Source organism: Pseudobacillus sp. FSL P4-0506 (genome assembly GCF_038003025.1).
GTDB lineage: Bacteria > Bacillota > Bacilli > Bacillales > Domibacillaceae > Pseudobacillus.
The window spans coordinates 1,234,701-1,250,391 of the sequence record NZ_JBBOOI010000001.1; the positions used below are offsets into that span (position 1 = coordinate 1,234,701).

General features: G+C 41.3%; 14 protein-coding genes. 12 read left to right on the forward strand and 2 right to left on the reverse strand.

The features are described 5' to 3' along the window. Genes MKZ02_RS05955 through MKZ02_RS05965 form a run of 3 tightly spaced genes read left to right on the forward strand, consistent with a single transcriptional unit; the run spans nucleotide 1 to nucleotide 2,371 of the window. Complete coding sequence (locus MKZ02_RS05955; protein WP_340852434.1) at nucleotides 1-876, forward strand: ABC transporter ATP-binding protein; 876 nt, start codon at nucleotides 1-3, stop codon at nucleotides 874-876. Between the two features lie 15 nt (nucleotides 877-891). Continuing rightward, nucleotides 892-1,689, forward strand: coding sequence for an ABC transporter permease subunit (locus tag MKZ02_RS05960; RefSeq protein ID WP_340852437.1), 798 nt, complete (start codon nucleotides 892-894; stop codon nucleotides 1,687-1,689). 25 nt (nucleotides 1,690-1,714) lie between these two features. Then, a complete protein-coding gene (locus tag MKZ02_RS05965) occupies nucleotides 1,715-2,371 on the forward strand; it encodes a TetR/AcrR family transcriptional regulator (RefSeq protein WP_120034600.1) in 657 nt (218 codons plus the stop codon). Nucleotides 2,372-2,399: 28 nt separating this feature from the next. Here MKZ02_RS05965 and mprF read toward each other — a convergent pair whose 3' ends face one another. Next, nucleotides 2,400-4,937, reverse strand: coding sequence for a bifunctional lysylphosphatidylglycerol flippase/synthetase MprF (gene mprF / locus MKZ02_RS05970; RefSeq protein WP_340852439.1), 2,538 nt, complete (start codon nucleotides 4,935-4,937; stop codon nucleotides 2,400-2,402). A 333-nt stretch (nucleotides 4,938-5,270) separates the two neighbouring features. Between mprF and MKZ02_RS05975 the strand changes: the two genes are divergently transcribed. The 5 genes from MKZ02_RS05975 to MKZ02_RS05995 all read left to right on the forward strand — a co-directional run bounded on the left by MKZ02_RS05975 (nucleotide 5,271) and on the right by MKZ02_RS05995 (nucleotide 8,864). Continuing rightward, entirely contained in the window at nucleotides 5,271-6,056 is a 786-nt protein-coding gene (locus MKZ02_RS05975; RefSeq protein ID WP_120037918.1) for a transporter substrate-binding domain-containing protein, read from the forward strand. Between the two features lie 117 nt (nucleotides 6,057-6,173). Beyond that, a complete protein-coding gene (locus MKZ02_RS05980) occupies nucleotides 6,174-6,818 on the forward strand; it encodes an amino acid ABC transporter permease (protein WP_340852442.1) in 645 nt (214 codons plus the stop codon). Then, nucleotides 6,815-7,543: an amino acid ABC transporter ATP-binding protein gene (locus MKZ02_RS05985; protein WP_340852444.1), complete on the forward strand. Its 729-nt coding sequence runs from the start codon at nucleotides 6,815-6,817 to the stop codon at nucleotides 7,541-7,543. The genes MKZ02_RS05980 and MKZ02_RS05985 overlap by 4 nt, the downstream gene beginning before the upstream one ends. A 181-nt stretch (nucleotides 7,544-7,724) precedes the next feature. Beyond that, a complete protein-coding gene (locus MKZ02_RS05990; RefSeq protein WP_340852446.1) occupies nucleotides 7,725-8,471 on the forward strand; it encodes a DUF2087 domain-containing protein in 747 nt (248 codons plus the stop codon). Between the two features lie 21 nt (nucleotides 8,472-8,492). Then, the gene (locus MKZ02_RS05995) at nucleotides 8,493-8,864 is read left to right on the forward strand and encodes a GIY-YIG nuclease family protein (protein WP_340852448.1); all 372 of its coding nucleotides are present in this window, start codon (nucleotides 8,493-8,495) and stop codon (nucleotides 8,862-8,864) included. Nucleotides 8,865-8,891: 27 nt separating this feature from the next. Here the strand turns inward: MKZ02_RS05995 and MKZ02_RS06000 are convergent, their stop codons facing one another. Beyond that, nucleotides 8,892-10,655, reverse strand: coding sequence for a sigma-54-dependent Fis family transcriptional regulator (locus MKZ02_RS06000; protein WP_340852452.1), 1,764 nt, complete (start codon nucleotides 10,653-10,655; stop codon nucleotides 8,892-8,894). 94 nt (nucleotides 10,656-10,749) lie between these two features. On the opposite strand from MKZ02_RS06000, the gene MKZ02_RS06005 reads away from it, so the two are divergent. The 4 genes from MKZ02_RS06005 (at nucleotide 10,750) to MKZ02_RS06020 (ending at nucleotide 15,676) form a co-directional block, all read left to right on the forward strand. Further along, nucleotides 10,750-10,878, forward strand: coding sequence for a hypothetical protein (locus MKZ02_RS06005; protein WP_259455607.1), 129 nt, complete (start codon nucleotides 10,750-10,752; stop codon nucleotides 10,876-10,878). Nucleotides 10,879-10,892: 14 nt separating this feature from the next. Continuing rightward, nucleotides 10,893-12,068 (forward strand): iron-containing alcohol dehydrogenase, encoded by a 1,176-nt coding sequence (locus tag MKZ02_RS06010; RefSeq protein ID WP_340852454.1) that lies wholly within the window; start codon nucleotides 10,893-10,895, stop codon nucleotides 12,066-12,068. Further along, nucleotides 12,069-13,541, forward strand: a complete 1,473-nt coding sequence (locus tag MKZ02_RS06015; RefSeq protein WP_340852457.1) for an aldehyde dehydrogenase family protein — start codon at nucleotides 12,069-12,071, stop codon at nucleotides 13,539-13,541. Nucleotides 13,542-13,930: 389 nt separating this feature from the next. Then, nucleotides 13,931-15,676 (forward strand): methyl-accepting chemotaxis protein, encoded by a 1,746-nt coding sequence (locus MKZ02_RS06020; RefSeq protein WP_340852460.1) that lies wholly within the window; start codon nucleotides 13,931-13,933, stop codon nucleotides 15,674-15,676. Nucleotides 15,677-15,691: the final 15 nt, after the last annotated feature.

The following is a 15,691-nucleotide window of genomic DNA, read 5'->3' on the forward strand; positions in this document are numbered from 1 at the left end:
GTGGGAATTGTAGAGCTTCATAACTTAACGAAATCATATAAAAACAATCGGGGGATTGTAGATGTTTCTTTCTCGATCGAAGAAGGAGAGATCTTTGGGTTTATCGGTCCGAATGGAGCTGGGAAAAGCACAACGATTCGCACGTTGTTGAACTTTATTTATCCGACGAGCGGTCATGCTACTATTTTTGGAAAAGATATCGTGAAAGAATCGAAGGAAATTCGTCGGCACGTCGGCTATTTGCCATCTGAAGTTCATTACTATGATGATATGAAAGTGATTGACTTATTGACTTACTCGGCCCGCTTTCATAAAAACTTTAAAGAGAAAAGAATGAAGGACTTGGCTACCATACTTGATTTGAATTTAAATAGGAAAATCGAGGATCTTTCTTTCGGAAACCGCAAAAAGGTGGGCATTGTCCAAGCGCTTTTGCATGAACCACAGCTTATTATTTTAGATGAACCGACAAGTGGACTTGACCCATTGATGCAGCATCATTTCTTTGACTTGCTGCATCAAGAGCAAAAGCGCGGGGCAACGATTTTTTTCTCTTCTCATGTTTTAAGCGAAGTGCAAAAGATGTGTGATCGTGTGGCCATTATCAAAGAAGGCCAGCTTGTGAAAGTAGAAACGATGGAAAGCTTAACGAAAAATAAAATGAAGAACGTGACAATTGCAATGGAAGGCGCTGATCAGCTTTCAATAGAATTCGACGGAGTGATCAGCCGCGAAGTGAAAAGGAACGAACTCAAACTTCTCTACAATGGAGACATTCAATGGCTTCTCCAGCAATTGAACAGCTTGCCTCTGCAGGACGTGTTGATAGAGGAGCCGTCGCTTGAAGAAATCTTTATGCATTATTACGAAAGCTGAGGGGAGTATGTATACATGATTATTCAAAGGGAATGGAAGCGTAGCCGCAAATCATTAATTATCTGGAGCTTGATTTTAGGGGGGCTGGTTATTTGGCTGCTAAGTATTTTTCCTCAATTTGCTGAGCAGCAAGAAGACATGGAGAAATTATTCGAGGCCTATCCGGATTCAATGAAAGATCTATTTAAGATGAACGAGCTCAGCCTTAGTACATTAATAGGTTTTTATGGAATAGAAGTATACATGATGACAACGCTGCTCGGAAGTATTTATGCAGCCATATTGGCTTCCAATATGCTGGCCAAGGAGGAAAACGACAAAACAGTTGAGTTCTTGTTATCAAAGCCGGTAACGAGAAATGAAATTGTGGGACAAAAAGCTGCTGTTGTGATTCTTAATGTGTTTATTTTAAACATAGTAGTAGCTGTGGCTAGTCTGATAGGCTTCCAATTGGCAAAAGGATATGAGGTGCCGTACAAAACATTTACTTTATTAGTAATCGGAGCACTCCTGCTTCATCTCACCTTTGCAGCTCTCTCCTATTTGCTATCGGCTGTTATGAGAAAAACAAGAAATACATTGGCTGTCTCTATTGCTGTAGTCATCATCACTTATTTTTTAAACATGATGTCAGGTCTCTCAGAGGAACTGAATGTAGTGAAATATATGAGTCCGTTTTATTACATTGAGGCCGCTTCTATTATTAACGATCACAAGCTGGAGCCTGCTTACTCATTAATTATGGTAATGGTATGCTTGCTTAGTCTCTTTGCTGCGTTTATGGTATATAAGAGAAAAGATATTTCTGTTTAATAATGAAAGTACGAGGTGTTCAGCATTGTATGAAGCTTTTGAAAAGCAGCCTCAGGCTAAAAAAGATTTAATATTGAAAGTAGCCATTGAAGAGTTTGTGAAAAATGGCTATGAAAAAGCATCTACCGATATTATTACAAGCCGGGCCGGTATTTCTAAAGGGATTCTTTTTCACTATTTTAAAAGCAAAAAAAATCTGTATGTATATCTCGCATCCCATGTGATTGATCTGACAACGAAAAAAACGGTAGAGTCACTTGATGATATCCGATCTGATGATTTTTTTGAACGGATTAAAGAAGCTGTCTGGTTGAAACAAGAAGTGACAGCTCCTTATAAACAAGAGATGCAGTTTATCACGGATGTTCTGTTGCACCCGCCGAAAGTGGTTAAATCAGAGATTGAGGATTTATTAAGAAGAAAGCATGAAACCTATGGAATTGCTTTGATGCAAAGCCGCTTGTACCCGAAAGAATTGATCGATGAGAGCAGGCTGCGGCCAGGAGTGTCTAAGGAAAGGGTCATCCAAATGACAGCCTTTATCGTAGAGCAGCTTTCAGCAAAATATCAGACGCTTCAAAAAAATAAGCAATATAACTTTTTTGAGAACCCGGAACTGTTAATGAGTGAGCTTGATGCTTACCTCGATATTGTGAAACATGGTGTGTATAAAGCGGAATAATGAAAGGGACTGGCGAGTGCTAGTCCCTTTATTGTGCTTTTCTTCTCTTGCTAATTAAAAAAGTAATTTGTGCCATGGTAAAAGGCAAGGAAGATTTTTTTCGATAGGCAAGATATTTCGCTTCCCAGGAATTCGTATACTTCTCTTTAAACTTTCTTAAGCCTTGAAACTGGTAAAAAAACTGGCCGTGTAAAAAGATTTGGGCAGCAATTTTTTCACTTAAAAAAGAAAATTTGGAGGTGCCTACATTAGAAAGTGGGGCCATTCCCAAGTGGAAAAATAGATAGCCTTGGCTTTTCGACCATTCGAACAAGGAAAGAAAGATAAAGTCCATAGTGCCAGCAGGAGCACCTGGCTGAAATCTTATTAGATCTACAGAGATAGTCCGTCCGCCGTCGTATATTGGCATGAGGCTTGCAAATCCTACTATCTCATGGTTGGCTGTTTTCAAGATAGCTATTTTTGCTTTGTTGAGATAGTATTCATCAAAAAAGCCAAGAGAAAATCCTTTTTCCTCTCTTCCTTGCAGCCACTGCTGTGAGACGTCGTTCAGTTCAGCTATGAGTTCTTTTTCAAAGGGAGGGTCAATTATTTCAAAGCGGTAATTCTCTCGTTCAAATTTATTTTTTACCGCCCTTTCTCCTTTCATCTTTTTTCCTGACAAAGTAAAGCTTTCTAAATGAACAGCCGCTTCCTCACCTAGTTTAAAAAAATCATAGCCATATTCATGAAGAGGAGGGAGCATGTCATTGCTCACTTCGTAAAAAGTGAGTGTGTAGCCGTAAAGATCGGCCATTTTTAGAAATTCCCCAATTGCACGAGGAAAGTCTGCTTCTTCCCCGATTGGATTGCCGAGAATAACTAACTTATCAGCATATTTCTGATAGGAAAACAGCACTGTTTTTTCCTTGTTCCAGTACACATATTTATCATGCAGAAAAATCAAATGAGCCAGCACATTTCCTTTATAGTTGGAAAGGTGATTGAAAATTTCTTCTTCTTGAGCTGCTGATGTCTCTGGAATCCATAGCCTAGGCTTACGGATCAGGTAGCCGATAGTTAAAATAAAAAAGGCGATAAGCAAGCCAATGGCCGCGCTAAGAAATAAATCGGTGTAACTAGTAATGATGTAAGGAGCTAATGCTTTCGGTACATTGAGCTTTGCCGAAGGCAGATTAAAATAGCCAATCAATAAATACATGGAAGTGATGATCAAAAACACAGTGAGATCAAACAGAGCCTTGCCCCAGGTGAGCACATAGCTTTCTCTATAAAAGCTGCCTTTCGAAGCTTTTAAAAGAAGGGCAACCGCTAGCATAAAAATGGCTTCCTCATAATCAATTCCTTTAAACAGCGAGAAAAGCGCAGCGAAGCCTAAAACGATCATCGTCAGTTGATAGGCACGTTTCACGTTGTAATTAATTCCCCGTGACAGGCCGAGTAAAATAAAACCAGCGGCCACTGAAAGCTGATGAGAGAGATTCATGATAGGGAAAGATAAAATTTCATGAGCAATCTTTATCCTTTCTAGAATCCCTGGCACAGCTGCAGATAAGAGCAAAATGAGTCCTGAAACAAATACAAGAACAGTCAGCAAAACATGGCTGATGTTCTGGATAATGGTGTTTGGCAAGTTGTCCCACGATTGATTCCATTTGTTCCAATAATCTTTTACAAATAGGGCTGCAGCCAGCAAAAATGGAAGCAAGAAATAACCTGCACGGTAAAAGATAAGCATCACAAGAACTTTTTCATCCAGTATGTCTAAATTCTGTGTTCCCCATATAAAAACCAAGTCAAACGATCCGAGTCCTCCAGGGATCATACTGGCTATACCTGCACAGGAAGCGATAATAAAAACAGGCACAAGTTCATAAAAAGGCAGAGGGATATCCAGTATAATGCTCAATATCCAAATAACTGAGAAAGCTAAGGACCATTCCAGCAGTGAAACGAGTAAAAGAGTGACAGCAGACCGGAGATTGATTAAAGAGTCTTTTCCCTGTCGGTTTTGATAAAAATAAAAAAGGGAGAAAAGAGGCAAATATAATCCAACTGCCAGCACAGCTAAAAACAGCCACTTTGTATCAACAATGAGTGGAAAGTCTTTGTAAGCAGTGGGGATCGTCCACGCAATCAAAGAAATGCCTGTTAAATAAAAGAGTGAAACAGAAGTAATAGATGTTAGAAGCCTTCGCTTATCCAAATCATGCTTGTTATAAAAATAAGTCCGGAGCATCACTCCCACGAGGCCGCCAAAACCAATTAAGTTGGAAAAAGAATTAGTAATGAACGATTGTTTTATGAGCTTTTTTGTTTGGATTTTAATATTCAGAACACGAACTAAAACAGCATCATAAAAAAACATTGGAAAGATACCGCAGAAAGGCACAAGTAAAATAAGGGCCGTCTCTACCGAATTTAAATGCTTTATCTCGGAACGGATCAAGCGAATATCTAGCCCGTTAGCAAACTGTTTGATCTCTATTAAAGCAATTATAAATAAAATAACTGGAAAGCCGATTTTAATAAATTGAAAGAGTTTTTCCTTGTTAATACGCAGCATAAGTTACACCTATTTTCCGTTTACTAATTGTAGTGAAAAGGGAGAATGCACCTATAATTCTTATTGTAGCCGTCACCTGATTGCTTCAAACAAATTCCTAAAAAAGGATAAGCCCTCAAGGCACAACAGTTACATTTTACATATAGAGGCAGGAATCTACAATGAAATGTCGAAAAAAGTATTAGAATATATATGGAAACAGCTGGAGGGTACATAAAACAAATGGCCCGGTCATACATTAAATTGCCGGCTGATTCTGTAGATTATATTCATATTATTCTGTATATTGGCAACATTTAGCCGATAAATAAATAGGAAAGTAGAGTGGATGGGATGAAGAAATTTAGTTTGGTAAGTTTCATGCTTGTATTCATTTTCATGCTTGCAGCATGTGGTGGAGACAAAACGGCCAGCACAAACGGGGACGGGAAAAAAGGGGAAGAAAAAAAGGAGTACACAGTGGGGATAGATACGACGTATCCTCCATTTGAATATGAGGAGGGCGGTGAGTACAAGGGAATTGATATTGATTTAATCCATGCCATTGCCGAAAGCCAAGATTTCAAGATTAAGCTCTCTCCGATGGACTTTGGGGGAATTATACCGGCTATGCAAGCGGGACAATTAGATGTAGCGATTGCAGGAATGAGTATCACTGATGAAAGAAAGAAAGTGGTTGATTTCTCAGAGCCATATTTTGATGCTGGCATTACGCTTGTTGTAAAAAAAGATAACAGCAGCATTAAGAGTGTCAGTGATTTAAAAGGAAAAACAGTAGCTGTGAAAAAAGGGACGATTGGCGCGAAGTTTGCTCAAGAAAATGCTGACAAAGAAGGCTTTAAAGTGACACAGTTTAATGATAGCCCAGCCATGTTTCAAGAAGTAGCCAATGGCAATGCGGACGCTTTAATTGAAGATTATCCAGTCATTGCTTATGCCATTGCCCAAAAGGATCTTGGTTTGAAAATCGTCGGCGACCGCTTGAATGGTGATCAGTACGGAATTGCTGTCTTGAAAGGTGAAAACAAAGAACTTCTTGAGAAAATCAATAAAGGATTGGCTGAATTAAAAGAAAATGGAAAATACGAGGAGATTTTGAACACGTATCTTGCGGAGTAAAGAAAGTTGAGAAGCGTGTAGATGGGTCACCTGGAAAGTGAAGATCAAGCATATTCGAACATTATCAGCTTGGAAGCGCGCAGATAGCGCGCTTTCTTCTTAGAAGGAGAGAGCGTAATGGAGACAATTACTAATTCATTGCCGTATTTAATGAAGGGACTTCAAGTCACCCTTTATATCTTTGTCATTGCTATCATTTTAGGATTCATTCTTGGCCTAATCATGGCACTCTTTCGGCTTGCCCCGCTAAAGATTTTGAACTGGATTGCCAAAATCTTTATTGATGCTATCCGTGGCACACCATTTCTGGTTCAGCTATTTTTCATTTACTTTGGTTTGAACTCATTGGAGTGGATTTCCTTTGATAGGACAACTGCTGGCGTCATAACCATTGCAATTAATGCTGGTGCCTATTTTGCTGAAATTATCCGAGCAGGCATCCAATCGATAGACAAAGGACAAACGGAAGCTTCCAGATCTATTGGCTTAACAGGTATTCAGACGATGCGCTATATTATTTTACCGCAGGCGTTCCGAAGAATGCTACCAGCTTTGACAAATCAGTCAATTATCAGTTTAAAAGATACTTCGCTCTTATCAATTATCGGCATCGCTGATTTAATGCAGCAGGGATCTGTTCAGGTTTCTGCAACGTTTGAAGCGTTTAAAATCTGGCTCGTTGTTGGAATTATTTATTTTGTCGTTATTTATTTATTATCCGTATTAGGTAATTTCCTTGAAAGGAGATTTGAATTACGATGAGCATGATTGAAGTAAAGAACTTAAAAAAATCATTTGGTTCGTTGGAGGTGCTAAAAGATATTAATGCTGCTATTGAGGAGCGGGAAGTAGTATGCGTGATTGGGCCATCCGGTTCAGGTAAAAGCACTTTTCTTCGCTGTCTAAACCGGCTTGAGACGATTACGGGCGGAAGCGTAGTTATTAACAATTATGATATTACGGATCCAAAAGTAAATATCAACAAAGTAAGACAAGAAGTAGGCATGGTATTTCAACAGTTCAACCTTTTTCCTCACATGACAGTAGTAGAGAACATTATACTCGGGCCAATGAAAGCGCTTAACAACAGTAAAGAAGCAGCGATCAAAAAAGCACATGAATTGTTGGAAAAGGTTGGACTGCAAGAAAAGGCGACAAGCTATCCTGGCGAATTATCAGGCGGTCAAAAGCAGCGAGTTGCCATTGCGAGGGCACTGGCGATGAATCCGAAGATTATGCTGTTTGATGAACCCACTTCCGCGCTTGACCCGGAGATGGTCGGGGATGTGCTTGCGGTAATGAAGCAGCTTGCCCAAGAAGGGATGACGATGGTGGTCGTTACTCACGAAATGGGCTTTGCCCGGGAAGTGGGTGACCGTGTCATTTTTATGGACGGCGGGTATATCGTTGAAGAAAATAAACCGTCAGAGCTATTCGGAAAACCCCAGCATGAGCGGACGAAAGCGTTCTTAAGCAAAGTGCTATAAAAAGAATTTCAGCAGGGAAAGCACACTGGTAGAACTGGTTAGCAATGGTTAAATAAGCCCCGGGCAAGTGACATGCCCGGGGCTTATTTATGTTGCTGTTAAAAACAAATCATTGACTTATTATAAACATTTTAATAATATGTTTATTAAATAGTAAATGTTGAGAAAGGTTGTTTGTTTTATGGGTAACGCAGAGCGGTTTTGGAACGCTTCATTGGAAGAATTAAAACGCGGATATGTTTACGAAGGGAGTCATTGTGTTTGTTTGCTTTGTGGGGAGAGCTTGGAAAAGGGAATTATTTATCCGCATGAAGGAACATTCTATGAAGCGGAACGATATATGCAGCTTCACATTAAAGAAGAGCATGAATCAGTTTTCTCGTATCTTATTGGTCTTAATAAAAAAATTACAGGGTTAACCGAACATCAGAATAGACTCCTTCAGTTGTTTTACGAAGGAAAAAGCGATGCAGACATTCAGCGAGAAATGGAAATTGGCAGTGCATCAACTATACGGAACCATCGCTTTACTTTAAAGGAAAAAGAACGGCAGGCAAAAGTTTTTTTAACGCTTATGGAGCTGTTGAAGGAAAAAGATGAGCATGCTCCTACTTTTGTGGATGTTCCTCCAACCGCAGTGATGATTGATGACCGTTATAACATAACTGAGGAAGAACGGGCATTTGTACTGGAGAAGTATTTTCAAAATGGTTCGTTAACCACATTTTCTTTAAAAGAAAAACAAAAGCTGATCGTACTCAGAGAAATAGCGAAACAATTCCACTCTGGTAAACGATATAGTGAAAAAGAAGTAAATGAACGCTTAAAAGTTATTTATGGCGATTATGTGTTGCTCAGACGTTATTTAATTGAATATGGCTTTTTAGACAGGCAGGCAGATGGTAGTGAGTATTGGTTAAAACAATAAAGATACAAAGGAGCATCCATCATGGATCAAAAAAAAATACTAAAACAACAATATAAAGAAACGAAAATTGAAGCGGGCATTTACCAGATTAAAAATAAGAAGAATGGCAAGGTGTTTATCGGCAGTACAAGAAATTTAAAAACGCTCAATGGAAAACGTTTTGAATTAGAGGTGGGCACAAACACAAATAAACATCTGCAAAGTGAGTGGAAAGAGTTTGGCAAAGATACTTTTGAATTTGAAGTGCTGGAGGTCTTAAAAAAGAAAGAAACGGGCTATTTTGACGAAAAGAAAGAGCTGGAGAGACTGGAGGACAAGTGGCTCGCCAAATTGGAACCTTACGGCGAGCGTGGATATAACCGGGAAAAGCCAAATGATAAACAGCAAAGCTGAGCGGAATTGCCGACTCAGCTTTGCTGTTTATTCTGTATATTCATAGGCTTTCAATTTACGATAAAGCGTATTTCTTGATATGCCTAGCTGTTTGGCAGCTTGCGAAATGTTGCTGTTATGTGTTTTTAAAGCTTGTTCGATTAGTAGCTTTTCCGCTTCCTCCAACGTATAGGCCGAGGGTGGAAAGCTCGGAGCAGCGACTGTCGATGCTCTTTTCGGTGTTGTCTGCAATTTTAAGTGATGAGTATCAATCCAACGGCCATCAGCGAGAAAACTAGCCTGTGTCACAACATTTTTTAACTCGCGGACATTGCCGGGCCAGTCATAGCTAAGCAGCATGTTTTCTGCTTCATTAGTAAATTGCTGAGAGCGGCCGGATAGCCCTGTGAGAAAATGGCGGGCGAGCTGAATAATGTCTCCCCGCTCTCTCAATGGGGGAATGTTTAGGCAGATTTCATTTAAACGATAATAAAGGTCGGCACGGAATGACCCTTTTTTCGTTTCCTCCAGTAAATTTCGATGAGTAGCTGCAATGATGCGAACATCAACAGGATAAGTCTGATGATCACCGACGGGCATCACTTCCCGTTCCTCAAGAACACGAAGAAGTGCGCTTTGTGCTTGCAGCGGCATGTCGCCAATTTCATCGAGGAAGAGAGTGCCCCCGTCCGCCGCGCGGAATTTTCCGAGACTGCCAGCATGGTCCGCTCCTGTAAAAGCGCCTTTTTTATAGCCGAAGAGTTCGCTCTCAATTAAATTTTTAGCTAAAGCACTGCAATTGACGGCGACAAAAGGTTTGTCTGCACGCATGCTTGCCTGATGAACGGATTGAGCAAATAATTCTTTGCCTGTTCCGCTTTCTCCATGAATAAAAAGTGAAAAATCGGTAGCCGCTGCCCTCTGGGAGAGTTGGATGACCTGTTTAACTTTCGGGCATTCGGCAATCATCCGGTCAAAGGTGTAACTTTTACGGGCAGAGGTGTGAGGCTTGATCATGTAGGAACGTCTTGAACAATAACCGGATGTTGGATAAATAGATTCTGTATGTAACGAAGAGGGATTGAAAACGGTTCCAATACAATTGTTTCCCAACAGCTTCTTTGCTTTTTTGTTAGCATAAATAATGTGACTGTCTGCATTTACAGTGACAATCCCTTGGGAGTGGGAGCTGCTTAGTTTTTCTGTTTCCCGGATAAGCAGTTCATTTTCTACTTTTACATGTTCGGTTAGCAGCCGATAACCAATCGCATCGGCAGCAAGCATAGCCATAATTAAAGCATTATCCTGTATATTCGAACTGCGTGAACTGAAGTTGACGACTGCGGTCACTTGTCCGGCCTCATCAAAAATAGGGCTTGCCGAACAAGTCAGCACTTGATTTTCTAGAAAAAAGTGCTCACTTCCATGGATATTGACGGGCATTTTGTGCTCAATGCTGAAGCTGACTGCATTTGTTCCGCGAAAAGTTTCTCCCCAGCATGTGCCGATTGCCAGCGCAGGATTATTCATGAGGCCAGGTTCACTTATTACTCCATACGAATGCAAAATGTAGCCTTCATGATCAAGCAGGTCTGCTCGATAGTGATAGTCTTTTAGAAATTGATCGAGCTGCCGGAATACGGCTTCTGAGGCACGAATGAGTCTTTCATTTTTCTCCAGTAACTCCTTAAGCAAATTTCCTTCCGCTTGATAAAAAATGGGCTTGCCGTTCCGGTCGAACCCAAGGTCTTGACAGCGTCTCCAAGAATATTTTAGCCATGTTTGCTTATCGTTCAGCGCATTTCTAATCATCTTTTGGGTCTCGCCTCACTATAAAGTAATGAATTTTCTAATAATTATACTATAATCCATTTATTTTATAAACTGCTTGTCACGAAAAGGGGCAATGTCACAGAGTAACACAGAAAAAGTGTCACTTTTTGTGACAGTAGAAAAAAACGGTGCTTACGAAGGCAATAAACACAAGGGACGTTCTATTGGCACAGAAGTTGCTAATAAGAGAGTAAATGAGTGAAAGGGGAGAGAGAAATGGAATTTGAATTTGGTATTCCAAGCCAGGTTACTTTTGGTGCGGGCAGTGTAAAAAAGATTGGGGAAGTGCTCGCAGAATTACATGCTAAAAAAGTATTGTGTGTATATGATCAAGGGGTTAAGCAGGCAGGGATTATTGATCAGGTGTTTACATATTTAGAAGAAAGCGGCGTAACCATTATAGAGTTTGCCAATGTTGTGCCTAACCCGCCAGATACGATTTTGGAAGAAGGCGCTGATTTAGCTGTACAGGAAAACGTAGACGCAATCATAGCCATTGGTGGGGGCAGTCCGATCGACGCGGCCAAGGCAATTAACGTATTAACGACAAATCCGGGCCCGATCCATCAGTATGAAGGGTTGAACCTGGTGAAAAATCCAACCAAGCCATTAATCGCTATTCCTACAACGGCTGGAACTGGAAGCGAGGTAACGGCTGTTACGGTTATTACAGATACAAAAGGAGCCAAAAAGATGGTTATTGGCGGCCGCCACTGCGGAGCAGATGTTGCGTTAGTTGATCCAGAGTTAACAGTGGGTTTGCCGCCCGCTGTCACAGCAGCAACTGGTATGGATGCTCTTACGCATGCAATTGAATCATATGTTTCCAAGCTTGCTTCAGTACCGAGTGAGATCAACTCTTTAAAGGCAGTGGAGCTTATTTATAACAACTTAGAAGAAGCTTATAAAAACGGCAGCAATATCGAGGCGCGCACAAACATGCTGCTCGGCAGCATGATGGCAGCCTATGCCTTTAACTCTGCTCTTCTAGGTTTGGTTCATGCCATTGCTCATCCGCTCAGCGTGTATTGCGGTCTTCCGCATGGTGTAGCAAATGCATGCATGCTCCCGGATGTGATGGAATATAACGCTCAGGATGCAACGGTACAGAAGCGCTTTAAAGATATTGCTCAGGTGATGGGATTGCCGGTAGGGGGGCTCTCTGATGAAGAAGCGGCCAACCAAGCGGTAGAAGCGGTGAGAAGCCTGGCGAAGGCAATTAATATTCCTACATTGGAAGAGGCTGGCGTGAAACGTGAACAGTTTGAACAGCTGGCGAAGGCAACATTAAATGAAGAGATCAGCACGATGGTAAATCCGAGAGAGGTAAACGAAGAAGAGGTTATGAAATTGTTAGAACTTGCTTATTCAGCAAGAAAGGCGGGAGTATAAATGGTAAAGCAATATCAGCTATTTATTGATGGGAAGTGGACAGACAGCGCATTAGGAAAAACATTCGAATCGGTAAATCCGGGGACAGGGGAAGTCCATGCTATAGTAGCGGAAGGTGGAAAAGAAGATATTGACCGTGCTGTCAAGGCAGCGCGCCGTGCATTCGAATCCGGTCCGTGGGCAGAAATGGCTCCGAGCGATCGTGGGCGGCTACTTTATAAAGCGGCCCAGCTGCTTTGGGAAAATGCAAATAAACTTGCAGCCATTGAGTCAGAGGACAATGGGCTGCCCATTAATGAGACGACCTTTATTGCGATGCCGGCTACCATCGATGTATTGGAGTTTTACGCTGGACTTGCCAATAAAGTGCAAGGAGAGACGCTTGCTTCTCCGGCCGGCCGTTTTAATTATACACTCAAAGAGCCGCTTGGTGTGATTGGCGCTATTGTACCGTGGAACTTCCCGCTTATGCTGACAATGTGGAAATTGGCACCGGCACTTGCTGCGGGTAACACGATTGTAATTAAGCCGGCAGAACAGACACCTGTCAGTATTTTGGAAATGGTGAAGTTATTTCAAGAAGCAGGCATTCCGGATGGAGTGATTAATGTCGTACCTGGTTTTGGTGCGGATGCTGGGGCGGCACTGTCTTCTCATCCACAAGTAGATAAGATTGCTTTCACCGGTTCTACTGCGACAGGGCGCTTGATCATGCAGGCAGCCAGTCAAAATTTAAAGCCGGTAAGCCTTGAGCTTGGCGGCAAGTCGCCGAATATTGTTTTTGAGGATGCCAATATAGAAGATGCGGTAAATGGCTCTATGTTTGGCATCTACTTTGCACAAGGGCAAGTATGCGCTGCTGGTTCTCGCTTGTTCGTTCAGGAGAGCGTCTACGACAAGTTCATGAGTGAGTATGTGAGAAAGGTGCAGAGCATCCGTGTCGGCAATCCGCTCGAGCAGTCTACACAAATGGGGCCACAAGTATCTGAGCAGCAGTTGAAGAGAATCGAGCAATATGTCGCTGCCGGCCTCGAGCAGGGAGCACAACTGACAACAGGCGGGGAGCGCTTTAAAGGAGCTGACGGAGGTTATTATTATACGCCGACAATTTTTGAAAACGTCACTAACCAAATGACCATTGCCCGGGAGGAAATTTTTGGACCGGTCGTTTCAGTTATTCGTTTCAAGGACGAAGAAGACGCATTGAAAAAAGCGAACGACACACTCTATGGTCTGGCATCTGGCGTTTGGACGAATGATCTAAAGCGGGCTCATCGTATGGCGCGCGGCTTAAAAGCGGGCACAGTATATGTCAACACATTTAGTATGCTGGATAGCACGGCGCCATTTGGCGGCACGAAGCAAAGTGGATTCGGCCGTGAGCTTGGTATACAAGCGATGGATATGTATACGGAAACAAAACATGTGTGGGTTGACCTTGGCAAGGAAGGATTGAACTGGTACGGCGTGTAAATAGTTAATTTTTCGCTTCATTAAGAGCTATATGATAGATAAAAAGAGTGGGGCAACAAGCTATTAAACAGCTTGTTGCCCCACTCTTTTTGTAGGAAAAATGTCTCTATTTTGGCGGAATTTGTTGAAATTTGAAAGGTGTGTGCTAGAATATGTTCTGGGTAAAAGATACTAATTTATTAACGGGGATATTAGGTTATAATACCCTATTTTTAACCTTTTGATAAGGTTTATATACCTGTTTGTATAGATTGGAAACGAGGGGATAATCACCAGTATTATAAACAAAGCTTTTAAAGTTCAGAGTGTTCTGTAGGAATTTGGACGGTCTTTTTTATATGAATCGATAGCCATCTTTTAGCCAAATACAACAGGAATGGAGAAGCAAAATGTTTGGATTACTTAGAAAGAGTTTTTTAGCGAGAATACTAGCCACATCAATGTTAAATATTTTTTTAGTTGGTCTTACACTTATTGTTTGTAGTTATGTCATTCAAGGACAAGTACTTGAATCGCAAGTACATAGCCAAGCAACGAAAATTATGTCCGGCACTTCCCAAAATCTTAATAGTGAAGAAATCATGGAGGCAGCATCAGATAGCAATGAGAATTCAAGTGTTCATAAAAAACTTCGGAGCTATTTTGATACAGTCTCTGCGAACAATCCACAAGTTGCTCAGGCCTATATATTTGGAACTGAACTGGAGGGTGGAAATAAAACTTCAATTATTTCTATGCCAACAGCTGTCTTAGAAACGTTTAAAGAGGCAGATTTAAATATAGGTGATTTATATGAACAGCCAAAAGTGATCAGCGATTCGGTCAGAAAAATGCTGTCTACAGGAGAGGTCATTTATACAGATGTTTATACGGATGATTACGGTACATGGATGTCCGTTTTAAAGCCATTCAAAAATGAACAAGGAAAAATCACTGCTTACTATGGAATTGATATTGATGCAAGTATTGTGGCTAAAGGAAAGAAAGATTTACTCTTATACAGCTCTCTTGCTCTTTTAATTATTCTTGCTATTTTGTTAACCGTGCAGTTCTATCTTGTGCGCAAGTCTATTCTTCCTCTCAGAGAATTAGGGGAGGGCATCGAGAAATTTAGCCAAGGAAGCTTTGAGATCTCATTGAAAGAAGGCGACGATGAGATTGGAAGGTTGAACAAGAAGTTCAATGAAATGGTGGTTGCTATGCATCAAATTATCCAGGCGATCAAGGAAGCATACGAGCGCAACGCCGACTATTCCGGAAAGCTTTCTGAAGCTGTTAAGGAAGGGAGCGACCATTACAGTTTCGTTGTATCTGAATTACAGCAAATTTCAGAGCAGATGAAGAATCAGGAAACGGCTACGATCGATAGTTCTTCCTCCATCAATGAAATTGTTTCAGGGATTTCAGCCATAGCCGATTATTCAGCTGACGTCAGCAGTAAAGCAGAAGAGTTAGAAACTCGCGCTCAAAAAGGGAACAAAGCAGTAAAGGATATTATTTCACAAATGAATTCAGCAGAACAATCCGTTGGAAACTCCTCTCAGGCGCTTCAACAGTTAGATGAGAAGTCCACTGAAATTTCCGGGATTGTTAATTTGATTAGTGAGATTGCTGAACAAACAAATTTACTTGCCTTAAACGCAGCGATTGAGGCGGCACGGGCAGGTGAACATGGCAAGGGGTTTGCAGTAGTGGCCGACGAAGTCCGCAAACTTGCAGAACAATCCCGTATATCAGCGGAGCAAATTAAGGGGCTAATTTCTATTATTCAGAATGAGGTAGATAAAGCCGTTTCATCCATTTCTGTTGGAGTAGAGACTGTTTCAACTAGCGTGAATAGCAGCGGTGAACTGACACAAATATTTGCCCACATTATGGATGATATTCACAAGGTAAGCAGTCAGGTCCAAGAAATTTCTGCTTCTACTCAGCAAGTTGCTGCCGAGTCTGAGGAAGTAGCTTCTGTTATTGAGCAATTAAGCGGCATTGCCAAACATAACACGGAGACTTCTGCAGGTATTAGCCAAATGACTGAAGCACAAAAAGGGAACATGGAGCTTATTGCTGACGATGCTGAGGAGATGAACAAGCTCTTCCAAAAGCTACAGCAATCCATTTCTATGTTCAAAATTTAACAACGATATTGGAGG

Coding starts and splice junctions, on each gene's coding strand:
- MKZ02_RS06020 (WP_340852460.1), top strand. CDS start 13,931: ATGTTTGGATTACTTAGAAAGAGTTTTTTAGCGAGAATACTAGCCACA.
- MKZ02_RS05990 (WP_340852446.1), top strand. CDS start 7,725: ATGGGTAACGCAGAGCGGTTTTGGAACGCTTCATTGGAAGAATTAAAA.
- MKZ02_RS05985 (WP_340852444.1), top strand. CDS start 6,815: ATGAGCATGATTGAAGTAAAGAACTTAAAAAAATCATTTGGTTCGTTG.
- mprF (WP_340852439.1), bottom strand. CDS start 4,937: ATGCTGCGTATTAACAAGGAAAAACTCTTTCAATTTATTAAAATCGGC.
- MKZ02_RS06000 (WP_340852452.1), bottom strand. CDS start 10,655: ATGATTAGAAATGCGCTGAACGATAAGCAAACATGGCTAAAATATTCT.
- MKZ02_RS05960 (WP_340852437.1), top strand. CDS start 892: ATGATTATTCAAAGGGAATGGAAGCGTAGCCGCAAATCATTAATTATC.
- MKZ02_RS05980 (WP_340852442.1), top strand. CDS start 6,174: ATGGAGACAATTACTAATTCATTGCCGTATTTAATGAAGGGACTTCAA.
- MKZ02_RS06010 (WP_340852454.1), top strand. CDS start 10,893: ATGGAATTTGAATTTGGTATTCCAAGCCAGGTTACTTTTGGTGCGGGC.
- MKZ02_RS05995 (WP_340852448.1), top strand. CDS start 8,493: ATGGATCAAAAAAAAATACTAAAACAACAATATAAAGAAACGAAAATT.
- MKZ02_RS05975 (WP_120037918.1), top strand. CDS start 5,271: ATGAAGAAATTTAGTTTGGTAAGTTTCATGCTTGTATTCATTTTCATG.
- MKZ02_RS06015 (WP_340852457.1), top strand. CDS start 12,069: ATGGTAAAGCAATATCAGCTATTTATTGATGGGAAGTGGACAGACAGC.
- MKZ02_RS06005 (WP_259455607.1), top strand. CDS start 10,750: ATGTCACAGAGTAACACAGAAAAAGTGTCACTTTTTGTGACAGTAGAA.